This window comes from Kitasatospora indigofera (genome assembly GCF_014655955.1).
GTDB classification, from domain to species: Bacteria; Actinomycetota; Actinomycetes; order Streptomycetales; family Streptomycetaceae; genus Kitasatospora; species Kitasatospora indigofera.
Genome location: NZ_BNBO01000056.1, coordinates 26,572 through 43,658 on the forward strand (window position 1 = coordinate 26,572; position 17,087 = coordinate 43,658).

General features: G+C 71.7%; 23 protein-coding genes and 2 pseudogenes. 12 read left to right on the top strand and 13 right to left on the bottom strand.

Going from position 1 to position 17,087, the window contains the following annotated elements; genetic code table 11:
* Window positions 1-2 precede the first annotated feature (2 nt).
* The 4 genes and pseudogenes from IE329_RS32385 to IE329_RS42200 all read right to left on the bottom strand — a co-directional run.
* Entirely contained in the window at window positions 3-461 is a 459-nt protein-coding gene (locus IE329_RS32385; protein ID WP_190214594.1) for a pyridoxamine 5'-phosphate oxidase family protein, read from the bottom strand.
* A 159-nt stretch (window positions 462-620) separates the two neighbouring features.
* Entirely contained in the window at window positions 621-1,094 is a 474-nt protein-coding gene (locus IE329_RS32390; RefSeq protein ID WP_190214595.1) for an SRPBCC family protein, read from the bottom strand.
* 66 nt (window positions 1,095-1,160) lie between these two features.
* A complete protein-coding gene (locus IE329_RS42195) occupies window positions 1,161-1,331 on the bottom strand; it encodes a hypothetical protein (RefSeq protein ID WP_413789715.1) in 171 nt (56 codons plus the stop codon).
* 154 nt (window positions 1,332-1,485) lie between these two features.
* Window positions 1,486-2,001: pseudogene (locus IE329_RS42200) on the bottom strand (phytoene desaturase family protein); the annotation flags it as partial.
* Window positions 2,002-2,605: 604 nt separating this feature from the next.
* Here IE329_RS42200 and IE329_RS41045 point away from each other — a divergent pair.
* Window positions 2,606-2,758: a phage holin family protein gene (locus IE329_RS41045; protein WP_373311370.1), complete on the top strand. Its 153-nt coding sequence runs from the start codon at window positions 2,606-2,608 to the stop codon at window positions 2,756-2,758.
* A 390-nt stretch (window positions 2,759-3,148) separates the two neighbouring features.
* Here IE329_RS41045 and IE329_RS32405 read toward each other — a convergent pair whose 3' ends face one another.
* The 3 genes from IE329_RS32405 to IE329_RS32415 all read right to left on the bottom strand — a co-directional run bounded on the left by IE329_RS32405 (window position 3,149) and on the right by IE329_RS32415 (window position 5,121).
* The gene (locus IE329_RS32405; protein WP_229927948.1) at window positions 3,149-4,111 is read right to left on the bottom strand and encodes an iron-containing redox enzyme family protein; all 963 of its coding nucleotides are present in this window, start codon (window positions 4,109-4,111) and stop codon (window positions 3,149-3,151) included.
* Window positions 4,112-4,205: 94 nt separating this feature from the next.
* Window positions 4,206-4,442: a CDGSH iron-sulfur domain-containing protein gene (locus tag IE329_RS32410; RefSeq protein WP_190214597.1), complete on the bottom strand. Its 237-nt coding sequence runs from the start codon at window positions 4,440-4,442 to the stop codon at window positions 4,206-4,208.
* Between the two features lie 25 nt (window positions 4,443-4,467).
* Window positions 4,468-5,121, bottom strand: coding sequence for a HemK2/MTQ2 family protein methyltransferase (locus IE329_RS32415; protein WP_190214598.1), 654 nt, complete (start codon window positions 5,119-5,121; stop codon window positions 4,468-4,470).
* A 178-nt stretch (window positions 5,122-5,299) separates the two neighbouring features.
* Here IE329_RS32415 and IE329_RS32420 point away from each other — a divergent pair, with 178 nt between their 5' ends.
* Complete coding sequence (locus IE329_RS32420; RefSeq protein WP_190214599.1) at window positions 5,300-6,532, top strand: serine/threonine-protein kinase; 1,233 nt, start codon at window positions 5,300-5,302, stop codon at window positions 6,530-6,532.
* 306 nt (window positions 6,533-6,838) lie between these two features.
* Here the strand turns inward: IE329_RS32420 and IE329_RS32425 are convergent, their stop codons facing one another.
* The 5 genes from IE329_RS32425 to IE329_RS32445 form a co-directional block, all read right to left on the bottom strand.
* Window positions 6,839-7,102 carry a GlsB/YeaQ/YmgE family stress response membrane protein gene (locus IE329_RS32425; RefSeq protein WP_190214600.1) on the bottom strand — a complete coding sequence of 88 codons (264 nt, stop codon included), beginning with the start codon at window positions 7,100-7,102 and terminating at the stop codon, window positions 6,839-6,841.
* 189 nt (window positions 7,103-7,291) lie between these two features.
* Window positions 7,292-7,792: a hemerythrin domain-containing protein gene (locus IE329_RS32430; RefSeq protein ID WP_190214601.1), complete on the bottom strand. Its 501-nt coding sequence runs from the start codon at window positions 7,790-7,792 to the stop codon at window positions 7,292-7,294.
* A 150-nt stretch (window positions 7,793-7,942) separates the two neighbouring features.
* Window positions 7,943-8,116: a CsbD family protein gene (locus IE329_RS32435; protein WP_190214602.1), complete on the bottom strand. Its 174-nt coding sequence runs from the start codon at window positions 8,114-8,116 to the stop codon at window positions 7,943-7,945.
* A 191-nt stretch (window positions 8,117-8,307) separates the two neighbouring features.
* Entirely contained in the window at window positions 8,308-9,375 is a 1,068-nt protein-coding gene (locus IE329_RS32440; protein WP_190214603.1) for an SRPBCC family protein, read from the bottom strand.
* Between the two features lie 3 nt (window positions 9,376-9,378).
* Window positions 9,379-10,251: a histone protein gene (locus tag IE329_RS32445; protein WP_190214604.1), complete on the bottom strand. Its 873-nt coding sequence runs from the start codon at window positions 10,249-10,251 to the stop codon at window positions 9,379-9,381.
* Between the two features lie 513 nt (window positions 10,252-10,764).
* Between IE329_RS32445 and IE329_RS32450 the strand changes: the two genes are divergently transcribed.
* The 8 genes from IE329_RS32450 (at window position 10,765) to IE329_RS32485 (ending at window position 14,570) form a co-directional block, all read left to right on the top strand.
* Window positions 10,765-11,154, top strand: a complete 390-nt coding sequence (locus IE329_RS32450) for a gas vesicle protein GvpO (RefSeq protein ID WP_190214605.1) — start codon at window positions 10,765-10,767, stop codon at window positions 11,152-11,154.
* A gap of 72 nt (window positions 11,155-11,226) precedes the next feature.
* Window positions 11,227-11,676: a gas vesicle structural protein GvpA gene (locus IE329_RS32455; RefSeq protein ID WP_190214606.1), complete on the top strand. Its 450-nt coding sequence runs from the start codon at window positions 11,227-11,229 to the stop codon at window positions 11,674-11,676.
* A gap of 1 nt (window position 11,677) precedes the next feature.
* Window positions 11,678-12,391, top strand: a complete 714-nt coding sequence (locus tag IE329_RS32460) for a GvpL/GvpF family gas vesicle protein (RefSeq protein WP_190214607.1) — start codon at window positions 11,678-11,680, stop codon at window positions 12,389-12,391.
* Window positions 12,392-12,404: 13 nt separating this feature from the next.
* Complete coding sequence (locus tag IE329_RS32465; RefSeq protein WP_190214608.1) at window positions 12,405-12,656, top strand: gas vesicle protein GvpG; 252 nt, start codon at window positions 12,405-12,407, stop codon at window positions 12,654-12,656.
* Window positions 12,657-12,686: 30 nt separating this feature from the next.
* Window positions 12,687-13,121, top strand: a complete 435-nt coding sequence (locus IE329_RS32470; protein WP_190214609.1) for a gas vesicle protein — start codon at window positions 12,687-12,689, stop codon at window positions 13,119-13,121.
* The gene (locus IE329_RS32475) at window positions 13,118-13,924 is read left to right on the top strand and encodes a GvpL/GvpF family gas vesicle protein (RefSeq protein WP_190214610.1); all 807 of its coding nucleotides are present in this window, start codon (window positions 13,118-13,120) and stop codon (window positions 13,922-13,924) included. The genes IE329_RS32470 and IE329_RS32475 overlap by 4 nt, the downstream gene beginning before the upstream one ends.
* The gene (locus IE329_RS32480; protein ID WP_190214611.1) at window positions 13,921-14,166 is read left to right on the top strand and encodes a gas vesicle protein; all 246 of its coding nucleotides are present in this window, start codon (window positions 13,921-13,923) and stop codon (window positions 14,164-14,166) included. The genes IE329_RS32475 and IE329_RS32480 overlap by 4 nt, the downstream gene beginning before the upstream one ends.
* Entirely contained in the window at window positions 14,163-14,570 is a 408-nt protein-coding gene (locus IE329_RS32485; protein ID WP_190214612.1) for a gas vesicle protein K, read from the top strand. Before IE329_RS32480 ends, IE329_RS32485 begins: the two co-directional genes overlap by 4 nt.
* 583 nt (window positions 14,571-15,153) lie before the next feature.
* Here the strand turns inward: IE329_RS32485 and IE329_RS32490 are convergent.
* Window positions 15,154-15,555, bottom strand: a complete 402-nt coding sequence (locus tag IE329_RS32490) for a helix-turn-helix transcriptional regulator (RefSeq protein WP_190214613.1) — start codon at window positions 15,553-15,555, stop codon at window positions 15,154-15,156.
* 129 nt (window positions 15,556-15,684) lie between these two features.
* On the opposite strand from IE329_RS32490, the gene IE329_RS32495 reads away from it, so the two are divergent.
* Together IE329_RS32495 and IE329_RS42110 are read left to right on the top strand one after the other, a co-directional pair.
* Window positions 15,685-16,140 (top strand): STAS domain-containing protein, encoded by a 456-nt coding sequence (locus IE329_RS32495; RefSeq protein ID WP_190214614.1) that lies wholly within the window; start codon window positions 15,685-15,687, stop codon window positions 16,138-16,140.
* A 221-nt stretch (window positions 16,141-16,361) separates the two neighbouring features.
* Window positions 16,362-16,593, top strand: a pseudogene (locus IE329_RS42110) (DUF6296 family protein).
* Window positions 16,594-17,087 lie beyond the last annotated feature (494 nt).

Sequence of the window (17,087 nt, forward strand, 5' to 3'; positions counted from 1 at the left end):
CCTCAGCCGTTGACGTCGAGTGCCGTCCCGTACAGGCGGGACACCTTCAGGCGGATGACCACCCGACGCTCGGCGACCAGTTGCGTCAGGAACGCATCTTCGTCCTGCGGTCTCGCGGCCGCCGGCACCATGGCGAGCAGCTCCCGCCCGACCGCGTCCCCCGGCGTGGTGGTGACGGCGGAGACGTCTGCCTCGCCCTCGGCCACGGCGAACGACCACACGTCGCCACCCTGCACATGCACGGCAGCGCGTGGGTCGCGCCGGAGCTGTTTGACCTTGATGCGGTCGGCGGTCGTGGAGAACCGAACGATGCGTGCTCCGGCGTCCCAGCTGTAGAGCATGGTGGTGAGATGAGGATGGCCACTGCTCTTGGTGGTGGCGAGGATCGCGAACTGCTGGGTGCTCAGCAGATCGGAGAGAGCATCGTCGGAGAGGGCGCGAGGTGCTGGACCTTGAGTCATGACGTGCTGAACTCCCTTGCAACCCTGTGCATTCCAGCTGCCATCCGGATGCCCGGCCGCCGGCCTGAGTGCTTCGGTACCCGCCTCTTCGGCCCGGTCCGCGCCGAGGGCCCCTCCAGCTGGTGCAGGTGCGCCGCGCCGGCCGGCTCGGCTGCCTGTTCACGGGCGGTGGAGCTGCGGGGGTTGGACGGCCCGCTGCCGGTACTGTCCGACCGCGACCCGTGCCAGGTTCCGTAGCAGGCGGCGGTTGCGCAGGTTCAGGACCAGTTCGCTCGGCGGTCCCTGGAAGCGGGCGCCGGCGCCGGTCAGGGGGTGTTCGTCGAGCAGCACCAGGGTGTTGTCGCCCCAGGGGATGAGGGTGAAGGCGATGCGGGCGGCGCCGAAGGGGCTGGCCTCGGCTTCGAGTTCCAGTCGAGTGGGGGGCTCGCAGATCCGCACGGTGCAACTGTCACGGAGGGTGAGCGGGCCCAGTCCCACGGCGTAGCGCAGCTCGGCGCCGACAGCCGGCCACCCTGGGTCGACGTGGTCGATGTCCCGGGTGGCGACGACCCACTCGGCGTAACTGTGTCCGTCCGCGAGGACGGCCCAGACCTGCTCCGGCGGGCACTCGATGAACTGCTGACGCCGTGCCATACGGCTCCTCCTCGCTGCTTCCCGCCGGGTGTCCGCGAGGACGGGCGGGCGTGATGCTGTGACCCGTCAGTGGTGACCTTGCGGTCCGGAGAGCAGCCGTTGGGCGGCGGCGAGGCCGGGGGAGAGGATCCGGCCGGCCAGCAGCCGGTGCGAGCGGATGGCGGCGCGGGCCGCGTTGGCACCGCACGCGCCGTGGACGCCGCCACCGGGGTGGGCGGAGGACGAGGCGAGGTACAACCGGGAGACGGGGGTCTCGGGCGCCCGGTGCCCGGCACCGGCCGGAGGACGAACTGCTGGTGCAGGGCGGTGGTACCGCCGTTGATCGCGCCCCCGACCAGACTGGCGTTCATCGACTGGAGGACCGGCGGGGTGAGGACGCGCCGGCCGGTGACGGCAGGGTGAGAAAGCGTAACGCCCGGAGGCCGCCCGCCCCCGGAAGACGTGCCGTCATCGCCGCACCGGCCCTGACCGGCGGGAACGGGGTGAAGAGCGTTCGGAGCAGGTGAGGATCCAGCCGCTCCCAGAGGTCGGAGAGGTGTTGCCACGCCGTGGCGTCCGGCGCGCCGAACCCCTGCTCCAACGCGGCGCACGTTTCGGCGGCGCTCCTGTGCAGGGTCGCGCACCGGCCGTCCGGCAGCGGGTGGGCGGCGACGACGGGTGCGTCGCTCCAGCGCAGGCCATGCTCCTCAAGGGCGAGCGCCGCGAGGGCCGGAGAGGCGACGGCGAGCGGGTAGAAGGAGCTGAAGACGTCGTGGACGTAGGCGGGATCGACGCCTCGGTCGCTGCGCACGGCGCCGCCGGGCTCGGACTGGGCCTCCAGGACCTCGACCTGCCAGCCAGCGTCGGCCAGGATGTTGGCGGCCACCAGCCCGTTGGGGCCCGCGCCGATGACGATCGCATCAGGCATGAGACTCCTCGAACGGTTCGTCCCCGGGACAGAACGCTACTCGCGGGGGCGCCCCTGCGCCGCTCGGGCGGCTGCATCGCGGACGGCGGTCCCGCCCGCCGACGGGACGGGCAGGGCGCGCTCAGGGGTTGCGGGGGTGGGCCAGCTCGGTGGGCGGGCCGAGCCCGAAGAAGTGGGAGAGCGCAACCGCTGCGCTCCCGGGATCACGTGGCCGGGCCTCGTAGCAGGCCCAGCTGCAGAATCCGACCGGGTTCCGGCCGGTCAGCCGTCGGCATTCGCCGCACGTCATGACTTCGGTTGTCTCGTGCTGGGTCTGGACCACTGCGGTCACCTGCTCCACGTGCGCCGTCCGACCACCCCTGCCAAGGCCCCGTTGGTGCGTATACCCCGCAACGGGCCGGTCACACGCCACCGACCGCGGGTCCTGCCGCGTCCAGGGCGCAGGCAGGGCCCGGCACCGGTCTCCCGGTGCCGCCCGCATCCCGCGACGGGCCGGACGGATGGCCCGCGCCGCACGGGGTAGCCGCACCACGACGGCGATCCGGCCGAACGGAAGAGGCAGGTGAGTGCGGCGAGGATTTCGGACCGCGAACACGAGACGTCCGTGGGTGCGCTCGCCGCTCGCGCGTCGCAGCAGATGTCCCGACTGGTACGGGAGCGACTGCGCCTGGCCCGGGCGGAGAAGAGGGAGAAGGGCCGGCGGCTCGGGGCCGGCGGCGGGGGGTGCTGGACGGCGCGGGGCTGCTCGGGCTGCTGAGTGCTTCGGGTGCTGAGTGCGCAGATGCTGGTTTTGTCGGTGCGATCGACGTCCTGGCGCTGCCCCTTGTGCTCCGGAGGCCCGCTCCGGCCGTCGCGGGCGTTCTCGCCGCGACGGCCGTCGGGCCGGCAGCGGCAGGGTGTCGCACCGCCCGGGCGCGCGGCGCGCCGTACCGGGGAGGGCCGGGCCGGGAAGGCCGCGGGAGGCCTGACGGCGGACATCGGCACGATCAGGGAATGGAGAGGACCGTCTGATGAACGACAAGCAGCACCGTCCCCGATCCCGTCCCGCCCCGGCCGCTCACCGGACGGCCCACAGGGCCGCGCGTTGGGGTGAGGCGTCGGACCAGGAGCCGGCCGTCGAGCCGGCTTCCGTCGCCGGCGCGGGTGGTCAGGCGGCCGGGACTGGGGCGAGGAGCGCGGTGCTGTTCCGCTTCCAGTGGGCGAGGGCGTGCTCGGCGAGGCGTTCGTCGAGCAGGACGCTCGCGGCGAGGCCGAAGGCGATGTCCTCCTCCAGGCCGGGTTCGTCCGTCAGCAGTGCGTCGATGACACCGTGGCGCATGAGCTGTTCGTGGACGGCGTCCGCCTCGATGTGCTCCTGGTAGAAACGGGTGCCCGCGGGCCCGGCGCCGAAGCGCTCCAGTGCTGCGGCCAGGCGGGCGGATCCCGGCGAGGACGTGATCTCCACGCCGGCGAACTGCCCCACGAGGGCTCCGCGGTGGGCGCGGTGCAGGGCGAACAGCGACATCAGGTTGACCACGGCCAGTGCCGGGGCGGGCACGAGATCCAGATAGCGTCCGTAGGAGCCGTCCAGGCCGAGATCCTGCATCATGTCGGCGAACAGCCGGGAGTGGGTCCGCTCGGGGTGCCCTGCCCCGTATTCGTCGTACTGGACCGCGACGAGCGCCGCCTGGGCCGCGCCGTGCAGGCGGGGGATCACCCAGCTCTGCGGGTCGGCCTCCTTCAGGTGGTAGAGGGACCGGAGCACCAGGTACTCGCGGGCCTGCCACCGCTCGCCGTCGCGCAGAAGGAAGTAGGAGGGACCCTCGCCGTCGGCGGGTTCCACCAGGAGCGCGCGCAGCTGATCCGCCAGTGGGGCCACCGTTCCCGTCTCCGCGCGCAGGACGCCCAGGAAGGTGTCCTCCAGAACCCGGCGCAGGCCCAGGACCGCGGGGTGCCACTCCCAGCCGGCGTCCACGCCGGTGAAAGCGCGGTAGTGCAGTTCGTAGCAGAGGTAGAGGGCCAGCTGGTGGTCCTCGCCCCAGGGATCGGCTCCGCGGGCGACAGTGAGCGGCAGCGTGGCCCCCGGAGCCCCGGGGGCGGAGGTCAGCACCTCGATGAGCGCCCGGGTCAAGGGGCCCCGCGGTCGCGGAAGGGCGGGGCCGGGGCCCGCTGCAGTGACACCCACGAGATGAACCTCCAGGAAGAGTCGGGGTGGTGAGGTGCACCTACGCGTTGGACGGGCTTCGACGAACGGGGGCCGGCGCGTCCCCGCCCTCCTCCTGCGCCCGCTCCGTCGGCGGCACCGAGCGGCGGCGGTGGCTGGTGTCGCAGAAGGGGTAGCGCTTGCTTCGTCTGCATACGCACAGGGCGACGACCGGGCGCTCGCCCGACCGCACGGTGCCGTCCGGCAGGACGATCTCGACCGGTCCCTCCACCAGTAGGGGCCCGTTCTCCGCGGGCATCGTCAGACGTCTCGGCCGCTGCGCGTCAGGCCGGCCGGACACCGCGGATCACCGCCAGTTCCTCGTGCCGTACCCCGCGGGGGATCAGCCCCTGCTCCTCGAACCATTCGGCGCGCGCCGTCATGACCGGGCCGAAGGGGATCCGCTGCCGGGAGACCACCTCGGTCCGCAGACCGGCCCGGGAGAGCGCGCGGCAGCTCGCCCCGACCCCGGACAGCGAGGAGTGCACCAGGAGCAGGACGCCGCCCGGAGCCAGTCCGCGCGGGGCGTCGCGGCAGATGCGGTCGATCAGTGCGCGTCCGTCGTGCCCGGCGTCCCAGGCGCGAGCAGCGCCGTGGGTCGGCAGGGTGTCGCCCGCCGCCGGTACGTACGGGGGATTGGAGGCGATCAGGTCGAAGCGCCGCCCGCGCACGGGATCCAGCAGGTCCCCGTGCCGTACGTGGATGTGCCGCCCGTTCAGCGCGCCGTTGACCCAGGCCGTGGCCAGGGCGCGCCGCGAGACGTCGATCGCGGTGACGCGGGCCCCCGTTCCGGCGGCGGCGAGGGCCACCGCCCCGGTACCGGTACCGATGTCCAGGACCTCGTCCCCCTCTCGGAGGTGCTCGCGGGACAGGCTCGATATCAGCAGGTCGGTGTCTTCCTGCGCTCGGTAGACACCGGGAGGTTTCAACAGCCACATAGTGCACGTTTGCCCCTCTTTGCGCCGCTGACACATTCCCGACCGGCCGGAGGGAGGCGCACATGACCACCGGTTCACCGGCCGCACGGATCGTGTCCCTCCGGCATCCCCGGGTAGGCGGCCAGAGCGAGCCCGCGGGCGCGGGTGTCCAGCGTGACGTCCAGCATCGGAGACAGGCATGACCGTGACGGCCGAGACCAGCACCAGGACGCTCCTGTTCGCGAACCGGTACCGGGTGAGCTCCGTTCTGGGCCGTGGGGGCGCCGCCGACGTCCTGCGCGCGGTGGACGAACGCCTCGATCGACCGGTGGCCCTGAAGGTCTTCCGACCGGGTGCGGGCGACGACGACAACGCCCGGCGCTTCGGCGCGGAGGCGCGGGTCCTGGCACGGCTGCGCCACCCGGGCCTGATCGAGGTGTACGACTACGGAGTCGTCGCCGAGCACCCCTATCTGGCCCTGGAGCTGGTGGAGGGCACCACGCTCGCAGCCTTGCTGCGATCCACGACGCTGCCGGTTCCCGACGTCCGCCGCCTGGGGCAGGAACTGGCGACGACTCTTGCCTTCGTCCACACCCACGGTGTCGTCCACCGGGACGTCAAACCCTCCAACGTGCTCGTCGACACCACCGGCCGCGTGCGGCTGGCCGACTTCGGTGCCGCCCGGATCCTCGGCCCGCAGGCCGATCCCGGGGACGAGGCGCTCACCCGCACCGGCCTGATCGTCGGCACACCGGCCTACCTCGCCCCCGAGCAGATCCGCGGCCGAGGCGCGTTGGCCTCCGCCGACGTGTACGCCCTGGGGCTGCTGCTCATCGAATGCCTGACCGGCAACCGCGAGTACACCGGGGCCCCCATCGAGGCCGCCGCCGCCCGACTGCACCGCCCGCCCGTCATACCGTCCGACCTGCCCGACGACCTGGCGGCCCTTCTGCTCCGGATGACCAGCATGGACCCGGCCCGCCGTCCGTCGGCGGAAAGCTGCGCCCGGCTGCTCGAAGCTCCCCGGCCCGACGTGGAAGCGGCCGGGCCCGTCCGGCAGCCGGCCGGGAGGGGCTACGCCGGCGTCGGCCGGGTGCCCCGCGCGCGGGCCGCGATCCGGGCAGCGGCATGTGCTCTGCTGCTCGCGGGCGTCGGGGGCGGCATCGCCCTCGGCGGCGGTTCGCCGGCGGCTCCGAGCCCTGCCACGGTGCCTCCCGCCGCACCGCCGATCGGTGTGGTCGAGGCGCCGTCGCACGCACCGTCGGGCGAGCAGCACCACGAGCCGCAGGCGGCGCTGTCCGACACGCCCGCGCCCGCCGCTGCCACGGGTTCCACCGGCCCCCTGTCTCCCGCCGCCGGGCGCGCGGACGGTGACAAGCGGGGGGCGAAGGCGCGGAAGAACACCGGCGGTCACGGGAAGGGGCCGAAGTGACAACCCGGACAGCCGACTTGAGAACCCGAAGGCCGTTCCCGGCGTGCGTCGCACGGTCGGGCAGGGGGTGGATTCTGCGGCCTCGGGGTACGTCCGGCCCCGGGGTGTTCGTGGCCGGTGACGACCGACGGGCTCGCCGGACCGGTGACTGGTACGCAGCTGACCGGGTCGCCCTTGCCGGGCCGGGGGTGCCGGTTTTCTCCGTGCAAGCGCGATGGCCCACCCGGAGATCTCCTCCGGGTGGGCCATCGCGGGTCGGTGCGGGCCGGCGTGCGTGTGGACGGCGCCGGTGCTCGCAGGGTGGGATCAGGCGCGTCGGCCGGCGACGGCGCGGTAGACGACCAGGACGAGCAGGGAGCCGATGATCGCGGCGATCCATGTGGAGAGGTCGAAGAAGCCGTCGATGGAGTCGACGCCGAAGATGACCTTGCCGAGCCAGCCGCCGAGGAGACCGCCGGCGATGCCGATCAGTATGGTGACGATGAGGCCGCCCGGGTCGCGCCCGGGCATGAGGGCCTTGGCGATGGCACCTGCCAGCAGGCCGATCAGAATCCACGCGATGACGCCCATGAGGTGCCGCCCTTCAGGTAGTGCCGTTGTGTGCTCCCCGTCTACTCGCTCGGGCCGGCCCCAAACCCGCTTCTTCGGGCGGGTCGCCGTGGGCTCGACACATTCGCATCCCGGCATCACCGCCCAGCGGGTGCGACCGGACTGTCCGGACCTGGAAGTGTCTGACTTCCTCCGCCTCCGCCGTGGTTCTCAACCGAGGAGTGCGTCAGCCGCCTTCTTGAGCGAGCTGCGATGCTGGGGTCGCTTGGGCGCCGTGGCGCGCACTTCGAGCATGCGAGCGCCGATCTCCTGAAGTTCCTTGCGTCCGAGGGCGGACCGGACCTTGGGGAACCAGTCGCCCTCTTCCTCCTCGATGTGGTGGCCGACGGATTCGATGAGGACTGCGGTCTTCGCATCGAAGCGTTCGTCGTCGGGATCCATCGCATCGAGTTCGGCGCACAGCACGTCCGCGACGTGGTGTTCCTCGTAGGACTCCAGGATGTCGTTCTCCAGGTCGGGGACGAGTTCTCGCACCATCGGGTACATGACCTCGTTCTCGATGTAGGTGTGGACCGTCAGGGCCTCGACGATTCTGCTGACGAGATCGGCCTTGACCGCCCTCGCGTCGTCGTCCGCGGCCTCGAAATCCCTGAACAGCTGACGTACCTCCTTGTGGTCCTCCTTGAGCAGGACGATGGCATCGGTGGACATGGGCGCCTCCTCCGCTGGACCGGTGAGGCCGGCTTCGGGGTGGACCGGCCCCGAAGCCGGCCGGTACTTCGACGAGGCGGCCTCGGCGGAAGGACTGCCAGGTGCCTGGGCGAGGGCAGCCTCACCGCCGGAGCGGCCGCCGGTGGCGCGCTAGGGCTTCAGCGCGTCCTTGACCTTCTGGCCGGCCTGGGACAGGTCGCCCTTGACCTGCTCGGCCTTCCCCTTCGCGGCGAGGCTTTCGTTGCCGACCGCCTTGCCCGTCGCCTGCTTGGCCTTTCCCTTGGCCGATTCAGCGGTGTGCTTGATCTTCTTTCCCGCGCTCATGCGTTCCTCCTTGACGAAGCCTGCCTCCCCTCGGCGCTTCTGCCCGATTTGCATCGGCATAGACGGATTTCGAGTGATTCTCCCGAGGGGCAGGGTGTTGCCACCTCGGTCAGGACGGGGCACCGGCCCCCGGGGTGCCGGTGCCGACGGGCGGCTCGACTCCTCCGGCCGAACCAGGGAGCGGGTGTGGTCTACCGGTCGTCCTCGTCGTAGTCCTCCTCCTCCTCCTCCTCCTCGAATTCCTCGCTGTCGGGAGCTTCGTCCTCTGTCTCGTACTCGCCCTCGTCGCCCTCTTCGTACTCCTCTTCGGGTTCTTCCTCGGGTTCCTCTTCGCTGTCCTCGTCGTACTCGTCCTCGGGGGCCTCTTCGTCCTCGGAACCCTCTTCGTCCTCGTACGGGCCCTCCTCGTACTCCTCCTCGGCCTGGTCCTGCTGGGCGGCCTCTTCCTCCTCCATCGCCTCGTCGTGGGTGCGAACGACCTCTCCGTCGCGGATCTCTCCGCGCCAGCCCTCCGCCTCGTCGTTGGTGAGGGAGACATGCCGCTGGAAGTTCTTGAAGTCCAGGCGCATGCGCCGGCCCTGGGCACGCCAGATGTTGCCGGTCTTCTCGAAGAAGCCGGCGGGGTAGTACTCGACGACGAGGACGATGCGGGTCAGGTTCGGAGTGAGCTCGTGGAAGCTGACCGCGCCGCGGGTGGAGCCCTTCGCCCCCTGCGAGGTCCACACGATGCGTTCGTCCGGTACCTGTTCCTGGACGGTGGCCTTGAAGCTGCGCTTCGACGGCCCGACCTTGACCTTCCAGTCCGTGGTCACCTCGTCGCCCTGGGAGACGCTCTGCACGCCCTTGGCGAAGCCGCTGAAATCCTCGTACTGGGTCCAGTGGTCGTAGGCGGTCCGCACCGGCACGCCGACGTCGAGGGTTTCGACGATGTTCATGGCCTTCTTCCCGGCCTTGCGGCCGGGTTTACCGCCGCCGCCGAAGGCCCCCTTGACCTTGTCGACGACGTTGTCCTTGATGCTCTTGGCCTTCTCGCTGAGGAAGGCCTTGGCCGGCGAGTCGCCCTGCAGGACACGGGCGCCCACTTTGGGCAGTACGCCCCCGTTCTCGGCGACGTCGCCGAGCTGGCCGGTGAGGTCCGAGACCTTGTCACCGGCCTTCTCGACCAGGTGCTCCATCTGGGCACCGAGATACTTGACGGCTTCCTCGCGCAGTCGGTCGACGCCCGACTGGTCCGCGGACTTCTCCTCCGTGGCGGCCATGGCTCACCTCCGACGGGTGCGCGCGGACGGCTTGGCGGCGGTGTTCTTGCTCGCGGCCGTCTTCCTGCCCGCAGCGGTCTTCTTGGCCGGCGCCGCAGCCTTCTTGCCCGCGGGCTTCGCGGCGGTGGTCTTGGAGGCGGTGGAGCGGCCCGTGGACCGCTTCGCCGGCGGAGCGGTTTTGGCCGGTGCCTTCTTCGCTGCCGGTGCCGTCTTCTTGGCCGAAGGCGCGGCCTTCTTGGCGGGCTTGCGAGCGGGGGGCTTGGTCGCGGACTTCCTGGCCGAATCGCGGGAGGGCCGCGGGTGCTCCTCCGAGGCGGGGGTGGTGGCGCGTCGCCGACGTGCCGGCCGCTTCGGTTCCTCGGCCTCGGGTTCCTCTTCCGGCTCCTCCTCTTCCTCTTCCTCTTCCTCCTCCGGCTCTTCGGCCTCGGCCTCGAAGTCGTCTTCCTCCGGCTCCTCGCCGGTCTCGTCCTCGCCCCCGACGTCCTCCGCTTCCTCCTCGCCCTCCTCCGGCTCGTACTCGTCCTCGTACTGCTCCTCGTCCGCCTGCTCCTCGGACGGCTTGGGCTTGCCGACGTTCAGGGTGCGCTCGCGCAGGCTGTCCGCCAGCTCGCCGATGCGGCGGTTGGCCGCTGCGGCGACGGCCTTCTTGCCGGCTTCCATCAGCTCGCCGCGGACCTGTTCGTTCAACTCGGCGACTTGCGGGACCTCGCTGAGCTTGCGCAGGCCCTCGGTGGCGAGCTGTCGAGGGTCCAGCCCGAACCGGCGGCCCGCCAGGTAGGTGGCTGCGGCGAACGCGAGGCGTCCCTTCTTCGCCCGTCCGAGTACGTATCCGCCCGCGACGGCGGCGGCCAGGGCGACCTTGGTGGTGTCCTTCATGGGGGTCATCTCTCTCCGGCACTCGCCCCTTCTCCGAGGATCGGCACCAGCGAAGGGGCCCACGTGATGCCGTCGCAGGGCAAGGGCCTGCCCCGCCTTCCGCGCGCCGGGCGCACCGAGGCGAAGCGGCCCTCGCACACAGCGGTGCGTCGGATGCGGCCGCCCACAGCCGTATCCGAGGGCCGAACCGCCCGGCGCAGGCCATGCCGAAACCCCTGAGCCGTCGCGCCCGACCCCCCGGGCTCCATCGCCTGCGCCGGTTGCGGCTCCCACACATCCAGTGTGGTCAGTGCACCGGCGAAGTGCACGTGGAGTACCGGCATCCTGAGCCTGGCCGGCGGGGCGCAACGCGAGGCCGAGCGGCCCGCAGGTCCCGCCGGTCCGGGCCACGACCCGTGTCGGCGCGACGAATTGCCCGTGTTCGGGAGCGACGAGCCCGTTAGTATGAGGACATATCTTGTGTGGGCGCATCCGGCACGGCGCAGTGCGTGGTCTCCGGATCGGAGAAGGAACATGGCCGCAGGCACGGAGGACGGCGCGAGGCCTCGCAGGTCGGCCGGGTCCGCAGGCGGTGCGCACCCGGCGCCCCGGCGGGCCGCCGCCGGTACTCCGGAGGGCGAGACGCCGACCCGCCCCCGACGCCGCCTCTCCGCGGCGCGCGCCATGCGCAACGCCGCCGAGCAACTGGCGGAACTCCTCGGCCGGGTCCCCGAGTCGGTGTCGGCGCTGAAGCCCACCGAAGACGGCTGGCAGGCCGACGTGGAGGTGGTCGAGCTGGAACGGATCCCCGAGACGACCAGCGTGCTGGGCACCTACCGGGTGACCCTCGACAAGGCGGGCGAACTGCTGTCCTACGAGCGGATCCGCCGCTACACGCGCGGACAGATCGACCGCCGCACCTGACAACCCCGCGCCGTGCCGGAGCGAACGCATTCCCGCTCCCGCCACGACAGCGGGCCGGCGAAGGGAGGCACCATGACCGTGGTGCCACAAGGTTCAGCCGCTGTGTCCCGCGGCGGGAGCACCGGCAACCTCTACGACATCCTCGAACTGATCCTCGACCGCGGCCTGGTCATCGACGTCTTCATCCGGGTGTCCCTGGTCGGCATCGAGATCCTCAAGATCGACATCCGTATCGTGGTCGCCAGCGTCGACACCTACCTGCGCTTCGCCGAGGCGTGCAACCGCCTCGACCTGGAAGCCGGACGCAAGGCCCCGACCCAACTCACCGACATCGTCGGAGAGGTCACCGAAGGCGGCGCCAAGGGCAAGAGCAAGGGCGCCCTCAGCGGCGCCGTCGAAGCCATCTCCGACACCCTCCAGCTGGGCCGCGACAAGGACGAGGACAAGGAGGAGGAGAAGGAGCCCGCACCGAAACGCACACGGCCCACCACCCGCCGGCCCACCAGGCGACGGGAGGAGTGACATGAGCGTCTACGTCTACTCGATCACCGCCGCCGGGCACCCGCGCAACCTCGACGGCCTCACCGGCGTCGGTCCCGACCCGACCGCGCTGCGCACCGTGAGCGCCGGACCGTTGTGCGCCGTCGTCAGCGACGCGCCGGAGGAGCTACGACCCAAACGCCGTGACCTCATCGCCCACCAGGCCGTCCAGGAACGCCTCATGGCCGACGGCACCGTCCTGCCCCTGCGCTTCGGCCTCACCGCGCCCGACGACGACGCTGTGCGCGCCGCCCTCGAACAGCGCCGGGACGAGTACGTCCAGCGCCTGGCCGAACTGGAAGGCTGCGCCGAGTACCACCTCAAGGCCGCCATCGCCGAGGACGTCCTGCTCGGGGAGATCCTGCGGGAGTCGCCCGAGGCACGACAGCTCAACGACGACATCAAGGCCGGCAGCGGCAGCCCGGACCTGCCGCTGGCTCTCGGCGAACTCGTCGCCCAGGAAGTCCTGGCCCGCCACCACGCCCTGGCCTCCGGCATCATCGAGGCACTGCGTCCCCACGCCCGCCAGGAGCGCATCTCCGAGCCGACCGGAGACGACTTCCTGAACGCCTCCTTCCTGGTGGACGAGGCCCACCGGGAGCTGTTCCTCACCGCCGAGAAGGGCCTCATCAACGAACTCGGCACCGAGTTCGACTTCCGGCTCCACGGCCCCCTGCCCGCCTACAGCTTCGTCTGAAAGGCGCGAACCCATGGGCCTGCTCACCCAGATCCTCACCTTCCCGCTGGCGCCCGTGCGCGGCACCCTCTGGGTGCTGGAACGCGTCGTCGAGACCGCCGAGAACGAGTACTACGACCCCGCGCCGGTCGAACGAGAACTCGCCGACCTGGAGAAGGCCCTCCTGGCCGGACAGATCGACGAAGAGACCTTCGACCGCCGCGAGGACGAACTCCTCGACCGCCTCGACGAGATCACGGCCCACGCCCGGCAGACCGGCCAGTGACCGCCGACCGCGAACGGAGGGCAGCACACCGTGACAGACCCCATAGCCAACCGTCTCGGCTCCCTCCCCTCCCGGTCGGCTTCGCCGTACAACCAACCCTCCTCCGCCAATCTCGCGGACATCCTGGAGCGCGTCCTCGACAAGGGCATCGTGATCGCCGGCGACATCCAGATCAACCTCCTCGACATCGAACTGCTCACCATCAAGCTGCGTCTGCTCATCGCCTCGGTCGACAAGGCCAAGGAGATGGGCATCGACTGGTGGGAACACGACCCCTCGCTCTCCTCCCGCGCCCACGCGGCCCCCTCGCTGGAGGAGGAGAACCGGCGCCTGCGCGAGCAGATCGAGGCACTGCGTGCCGACGCCGCCCTGCCCCCCGTCGAGGAACCGGAGGAAGGGGTCGCGCCACGTCGCACGGCACGTCCGAAACGTCCGGCGACCCGGCCCGCCCGAGGTGACGCATGACCGCGGGGCCGCTCACCTACGTCTATGCCGTCGCCCGGCACTCCGTCGCCCTGGCACAGGCGACACACGCCGTCGAAGGAGTCACCGGCTCACCCGTGCACCTCGTGCCGCCTGCCCGGGACAGCGCCTTGGTGGCGGTCGCCAGCCCCGTTCCCGAGGACGACTTCCGTGAGGCGGCCCTGCGCCGGCACTTGGAGGACCTCGCCTGGCTGGAAGCACTTGCCCGGGCACACCACCACGTCGTCGAGGCCACCGCGGCACACAGCACCGTCCTTCCACTGCGTCTGGCCACGGTCTACCTCGACGACGACCGCGTGCGCGCCATGCTCGACGACCGGCATGACCTGCTGCTGGGAACACTGGAGCAGCTGGACGGCCATGTGGAGCTCGGCGTCAAGATCTACCTCGACGTCGCGTCCGGCACCGCACCCGCCTCGGCGCCCGCACCCGACCCGACGCTCAGCCCGGGACGTGCCTACCTGCGCCACCGGCGGGCCGAGCAGGACATCCGCGACGCTGCCCGTCAGGCAGCCGAAGAGGCGGCGGGACGCATCGAGGCGATCGCCCGGACCCACGCGGTCCAACGCGCCCGCCACCGCATCCAGGAGGGCGAGCTCGCCACCGGCCCCGGGACGAACGTCAGCAACGACGCCTACCTCGTACCCGCCGCCCACGCCGACGCGTTCCGTATTGAGGCCACGCACGCCACCGACGGCCTCACCGGGGTCCACGTCGACGTCACCGGTCCCTGGGCGCCCTACTCCTTCGCCACCCTCCCCGACCCGGACGAGGACGCACCGTGAACCCTCCGGACGCCGTCCCGGCCCGATCCGGTGACCCCCTGCCCCAGCGGCAGGTCGCCCTCATCGACCTGCTGGACCGCCTGCTCAGTGGTGGAGTCGTCCTCACCGGCGACCTCGTCCTGTCCATCGCCGACATCGACCTCGTCCGGATCTCGCTGCGTGCCCTCATCGTGTCGGTCAGCGAACGGAATCCCGCCCCCTGGCCCGGCGCCGGTCCTGGCGGGCCGACGGGAACGCCATGACCGCCGAGCCCTCCGGTCGGCCGGACCGCTTCGAGGAGGTCGCTCAGGCCGCCGCCCGCGCGTTCCGCCTCCTGCCGGCCACCCCGCACGACAGTCCGCCGGTGGGCCCCGGTGCGCCGCGACGGATCCCGCGCCGGATCACCACCGACCCCGAGACGGTCGAACGGGACCTCATGAAGCTCGTCCTCACCCTCGTCGAACTCCTGCGTCAGCTCATGGAACGCCAGGCGCTCCACCGTGTCGAGGCCGGCGATCTCACCGAGGACCAGGAGGAGGACCTGGGAGTCACGCTCATGGCCCTGCACGAGCGTATGTCCGAGCTTTGCGACCGGTACGGCCTGACGATGCAGGATCTCAACCTTGACCTGGGACCGCTGGGACCGCTCCTGCCGCCGGCCGAGTAACCGCTCACCCTCCGCGGCGAGCGGACGCGGGCGGTGGCCGAGGACGTGGGGAGCGGCGGGCTCCGACCCTGCCCCGGCCCCTGCGGCCCCGACCGGTTGTTGGTCGGCCCGGCGGTATGACGGAGTCGTAAGCTGGAAGGCCACCCGGCCGCGTTTGATCGCCAGGGGGTGTTTTCCGTGGCCCGCTCTCGTGACCTGCAGACGCTCATCGACACGGTGGAACCGGCGACCGGTGAGATGCTGCCGGTTCCGGGCCCGGTGGCTCGCAGGGCGTTCGCGGTGGTGGCCGCCTACGCCCACGACGCGGACGACTGCCGTCTCCTCCTGCAGGCCCTGGGCCTGATGCCGCAGGACGAGGAGGCCGGGGGAGCGGCCGCGGTGGCGAGCGGGCCGGAGGGCGGCGCTTCGAGCGCCCCGGCGTCAGGCGCCGGTTCGGCTGCGACCGCCGCTGGGGCACCGGCGTCCCCTCGGCCGGAGGACGCCGCCCCGGTCAGGGACCGGCGCCGTCGTCCGTGACCGGGACCGGCAGGGAACCGCAGCTGCGCCGAACAGCCGAACAGCCGAACAGCCGAACACCCGGGTGTCAGGGCGCCTGGTTGTCGGCCGCCGGCGGCTCCGGTTCGCCCTTGTCCGGCTTGGCCCGGACGTCCTTCGGCGTGGTCGTGGGGCCCTGGCTGTCGGTGCGGTGCGTGGGGGCGAGCAGGTCCAGGAGCGCTTCCACGCTCAGTCCGGCCTCGGCGGGGTGGCGCAGCCGGGTGCCGGCAGTGATGCGGTAGTGGTTGCGGCGACCGACGCGGTCGCGGGTGAGGTAGCCGCCCTGTTCGAGATCGGTCACTATTCCCTGGACGGCACGTTCGGTGAGCTGGGACTCCAGCGCGATGTCCCGCAGCCGGACACCCGGGTTGCGCGCGATGGCGGCGAGCACCCGGGCGTGATTGGTCACGAACGTCCAACCGCTTCTCGTGCCGGCTTCATCGGATGCCATGTGTCCATCCTAGGAGCATGGATTCACCTGTCACCACACACGAATGCCGTTTCACGTATCTGTTGACGTGAACGATGGTGCGGGTCATCCTTGAAGGGTCTTCGTCCTCAGCCTTTTCGGGGAGTGACCATGTCCGAGGACCTGCGCACCACCCGCCTTCGCCCTGCTCCGCCCACCGGTGACATCGACGCCGTTGCCGTCGAGTCGTCCTGGGACGGCCCTGCGCCCCGGCGTCCGGCCGGTCGACTCACGGTCGGCTTCACCACCACGGGCGGCCGTCTCCGGGCGCGTTTGAAGGGCGAGATCGACATGGACGTCGCCGACCCACTCCGTCACGTTCTCGCGCGGGCCCTGACGCGCGGCGGCACCGGCCTGGACATCGACATGTCCGATGTCGAGTTCTGCGACAGTTGCGGTCTCGACACGCTTCTGCGCCTGCGCCTGCAGGCACGGGACCAGGGGCACGCCGTGACGATCACCGACGCCAGTCCCCAGGTGCGGTACCTGCTGACCCTCACCGAGACCGCCGACCTGTTCACTCCGCCCCCACGGCGGCACATCGCGACGAAACGCCCTGATCCGTGACCGTCGCCACAGGACGGACGACTGCCACGACCCGCGCCGCCGTCCGCCGATCCCACTGCCACCGACTTCTGCGACGGCTGTCCTGTGCCCCCGTCGCCGGCCGCCCGCTCCGCGACGACGGCACCGGCCGTGCCCCGGCCGCCCCACCGCCGGGGCGCGGGCCGAGCGCCGACCGCCGCTCGTGGCCGCCCCGGCCCCACCTCTCACCCGGGTAGCACGCCATGGACACATGCCGCCGTTACGCCGTCGCCCTGCCGGGCACACCGGGCGGTCACGCCACAGCACGGACGGTGATCGTCCATCGCACCGACCGGCTCGGCCCACGAACCGGTCTACGAGGACAGCACCGGCAACCACCGATTCCGGATCACCGGCGCCGTCGCGGAAATCCTCACGCTGCCGGCGGAGTACGGCCCCACGCACCCGTGCCTCGAAGCCGTGCCCTTGCCCTGACACCGGGAGCGCGAGGGGTCAGGGGCATGAAGGCATGTGATGCACCCTCCTCCGTGGAGGCCGGCGCCGCGACGTCCCGGGCCGCCACGTGCGGCGCAGGGGCCGGTCGCTCAACGCGCCGACCAGACGGGGCAGCCGGGAGCGTGTCGCGTCCACAGGATCACGCCGCCACTGCTGCGTACCTCACGACTGCGTACGGCCGCACAACAGTTGCCAGGGGCCGCCGCGGCGCCCTCCCCGCCTCCGACGGTCCTGCCCGGCCCCGGCTGCGCCACGCGGGGCCGGGCAGGACCTGGCACCGGCCGCACCGGGCCGCTCCCGGCTTCCGGTGCGGCCCGCTGCTCCACCCGCTCGACGGGCAGGCCCAGGGACCGAAGACGGCTACGACGACGGTTGCGACGCTCGGACACACCGACACCCTGCCCGATCCGCTGTCCGGAGCGCCCCGCTGCACCGCGACACGCCGACGACCAGCCACCCGTCCGGCGGACACG

Bases quoted from the DNA above. Each gene is read 5' to 3' on its own strand.
- IE329_RS32495 (WP_190214614.1), top strand. From the start codon at position 15,685: ATGTCCGAGGACCTGCGCACCACCCGCCTTCGCCCTGCTCCGCCCACC.
- IE329_RS32430 (WP_190214601.1), bottom strand. From the start codon at position 7,792: ATGTCCACCGATGCCATCGTCCTGCTCAAGGAGGACCACAAGGAGGTA.
- IE329_RS32410 (WP_190214597.1), bottom strand. From the start codon at position 4,442: ATGCCCGCGGAGAACGGGCCCCTACTGGTGGAGGGACCGGTCGAGATC.
- IE329_RS32485 (WP_190214612.1), top strand. From the start codon at position 14,163: ATGACCGCCGAGCCCTCCGGTCGGCCGGACCGCTTCGAGGAGGTCGCT.
- IE329_RS32420 (WP_190214599.1), top strand. From the start codon at position 5,300: ATGACCGTGACGGCCGAGACCAGCACCAGGACGCTCCTGTTCGCGAAC.
- IE329_RS32475 (WP_190214610.1), top strand. From the start codon at position 13,118: ATGACCGCGGGGCCGCTCACCTACGTCTATGCCGTCGCCCGGCACTCC.
- IE329_RS32385 (WP_190214594.1), bottom strand. From the start codon at position 461: ATGACTCAAGGTCCAGCACCTCGCGCCCTCTCCGACGATGCTCTCTCC.
- IE329_RS32435 (WP_190214602.1), bottom strand. From the start codon at position 8,116: ATGAGCGCGGGAAAGAAGATCAAGCACACCGCTGAATCGGCCAAGGGA.
- IE329_RS32490 (WP_190214613.1), bottom strand. From the start codon at position 15,555: ATGGCATCCGATGAAGCCGGCACGAGAAGCGGTTGGACGTTCGTGACC.
- IE329_RS32445 (WP_190214604.1), bottom strand. From the start codon at position 10,251: ATGAAGGACACCACCAAGGTCGCCCTGGCCGCCGCCGTCGCGGGCGGA.
- IE329_RS32390 (WP_190214595.1), bottom strand. From the start codon at position 1,094: ATGGCACGGCGTCAGCAGTTCATCGAGTGCCCGCCGGAGCAGGTCTGG.
- IE329_RS32450 (WP_190214605.1), top strand. From the start codon at position 10,765: ATGGCCGCAGGCACGGAGGACGGCGCGAGGCCTCGCAGGTCGGCCGGG.
- IE329_RS32440 (WP_190214603.1), bottom strand. From the start codon at position 9,375: ATGGCCGCCACGGAGGAGAAGTCCGCGGACCAGTCGGGCGTCGACCGA.
- IE329_RS32455 (WP_190214606.1), top strand. From the start codon at position 11,227: ATGACCGTGGTGCCACAAGGTTCAGCCGCTGTGTCCCGCGGCGGGAGC.
- IE329_RS32415 (WP_190214598.1), bottom strand. From the start codon at position 5,121: ATGTGGCTGTTGAAACCTCCCGGTGTCTACCGAGCGCAGGAAGACACC.
- IE329_RS32465 (WP_190214608.1), top strand. From the start codon at position 12,405: ATGGGCCTGCTCACCCAGATCCTCACCTTCCCGCTGGCGCCCGTGCGC.
- IE329_RS32460 (WP_190214607.1), top strand. From the start codon at position 11,678: ATGAGCGTCTACGTCTACTCGATCACCGCCGCCGGGCACCCGCGCAAC.
- IE329_RS32425 (WP_190214600.1), bottom strand. From the start codon at position 7,102: ATGGGCGTCATCGCGTGGATTCTGATCGGCCTGCTGGCAGGTGCCATC.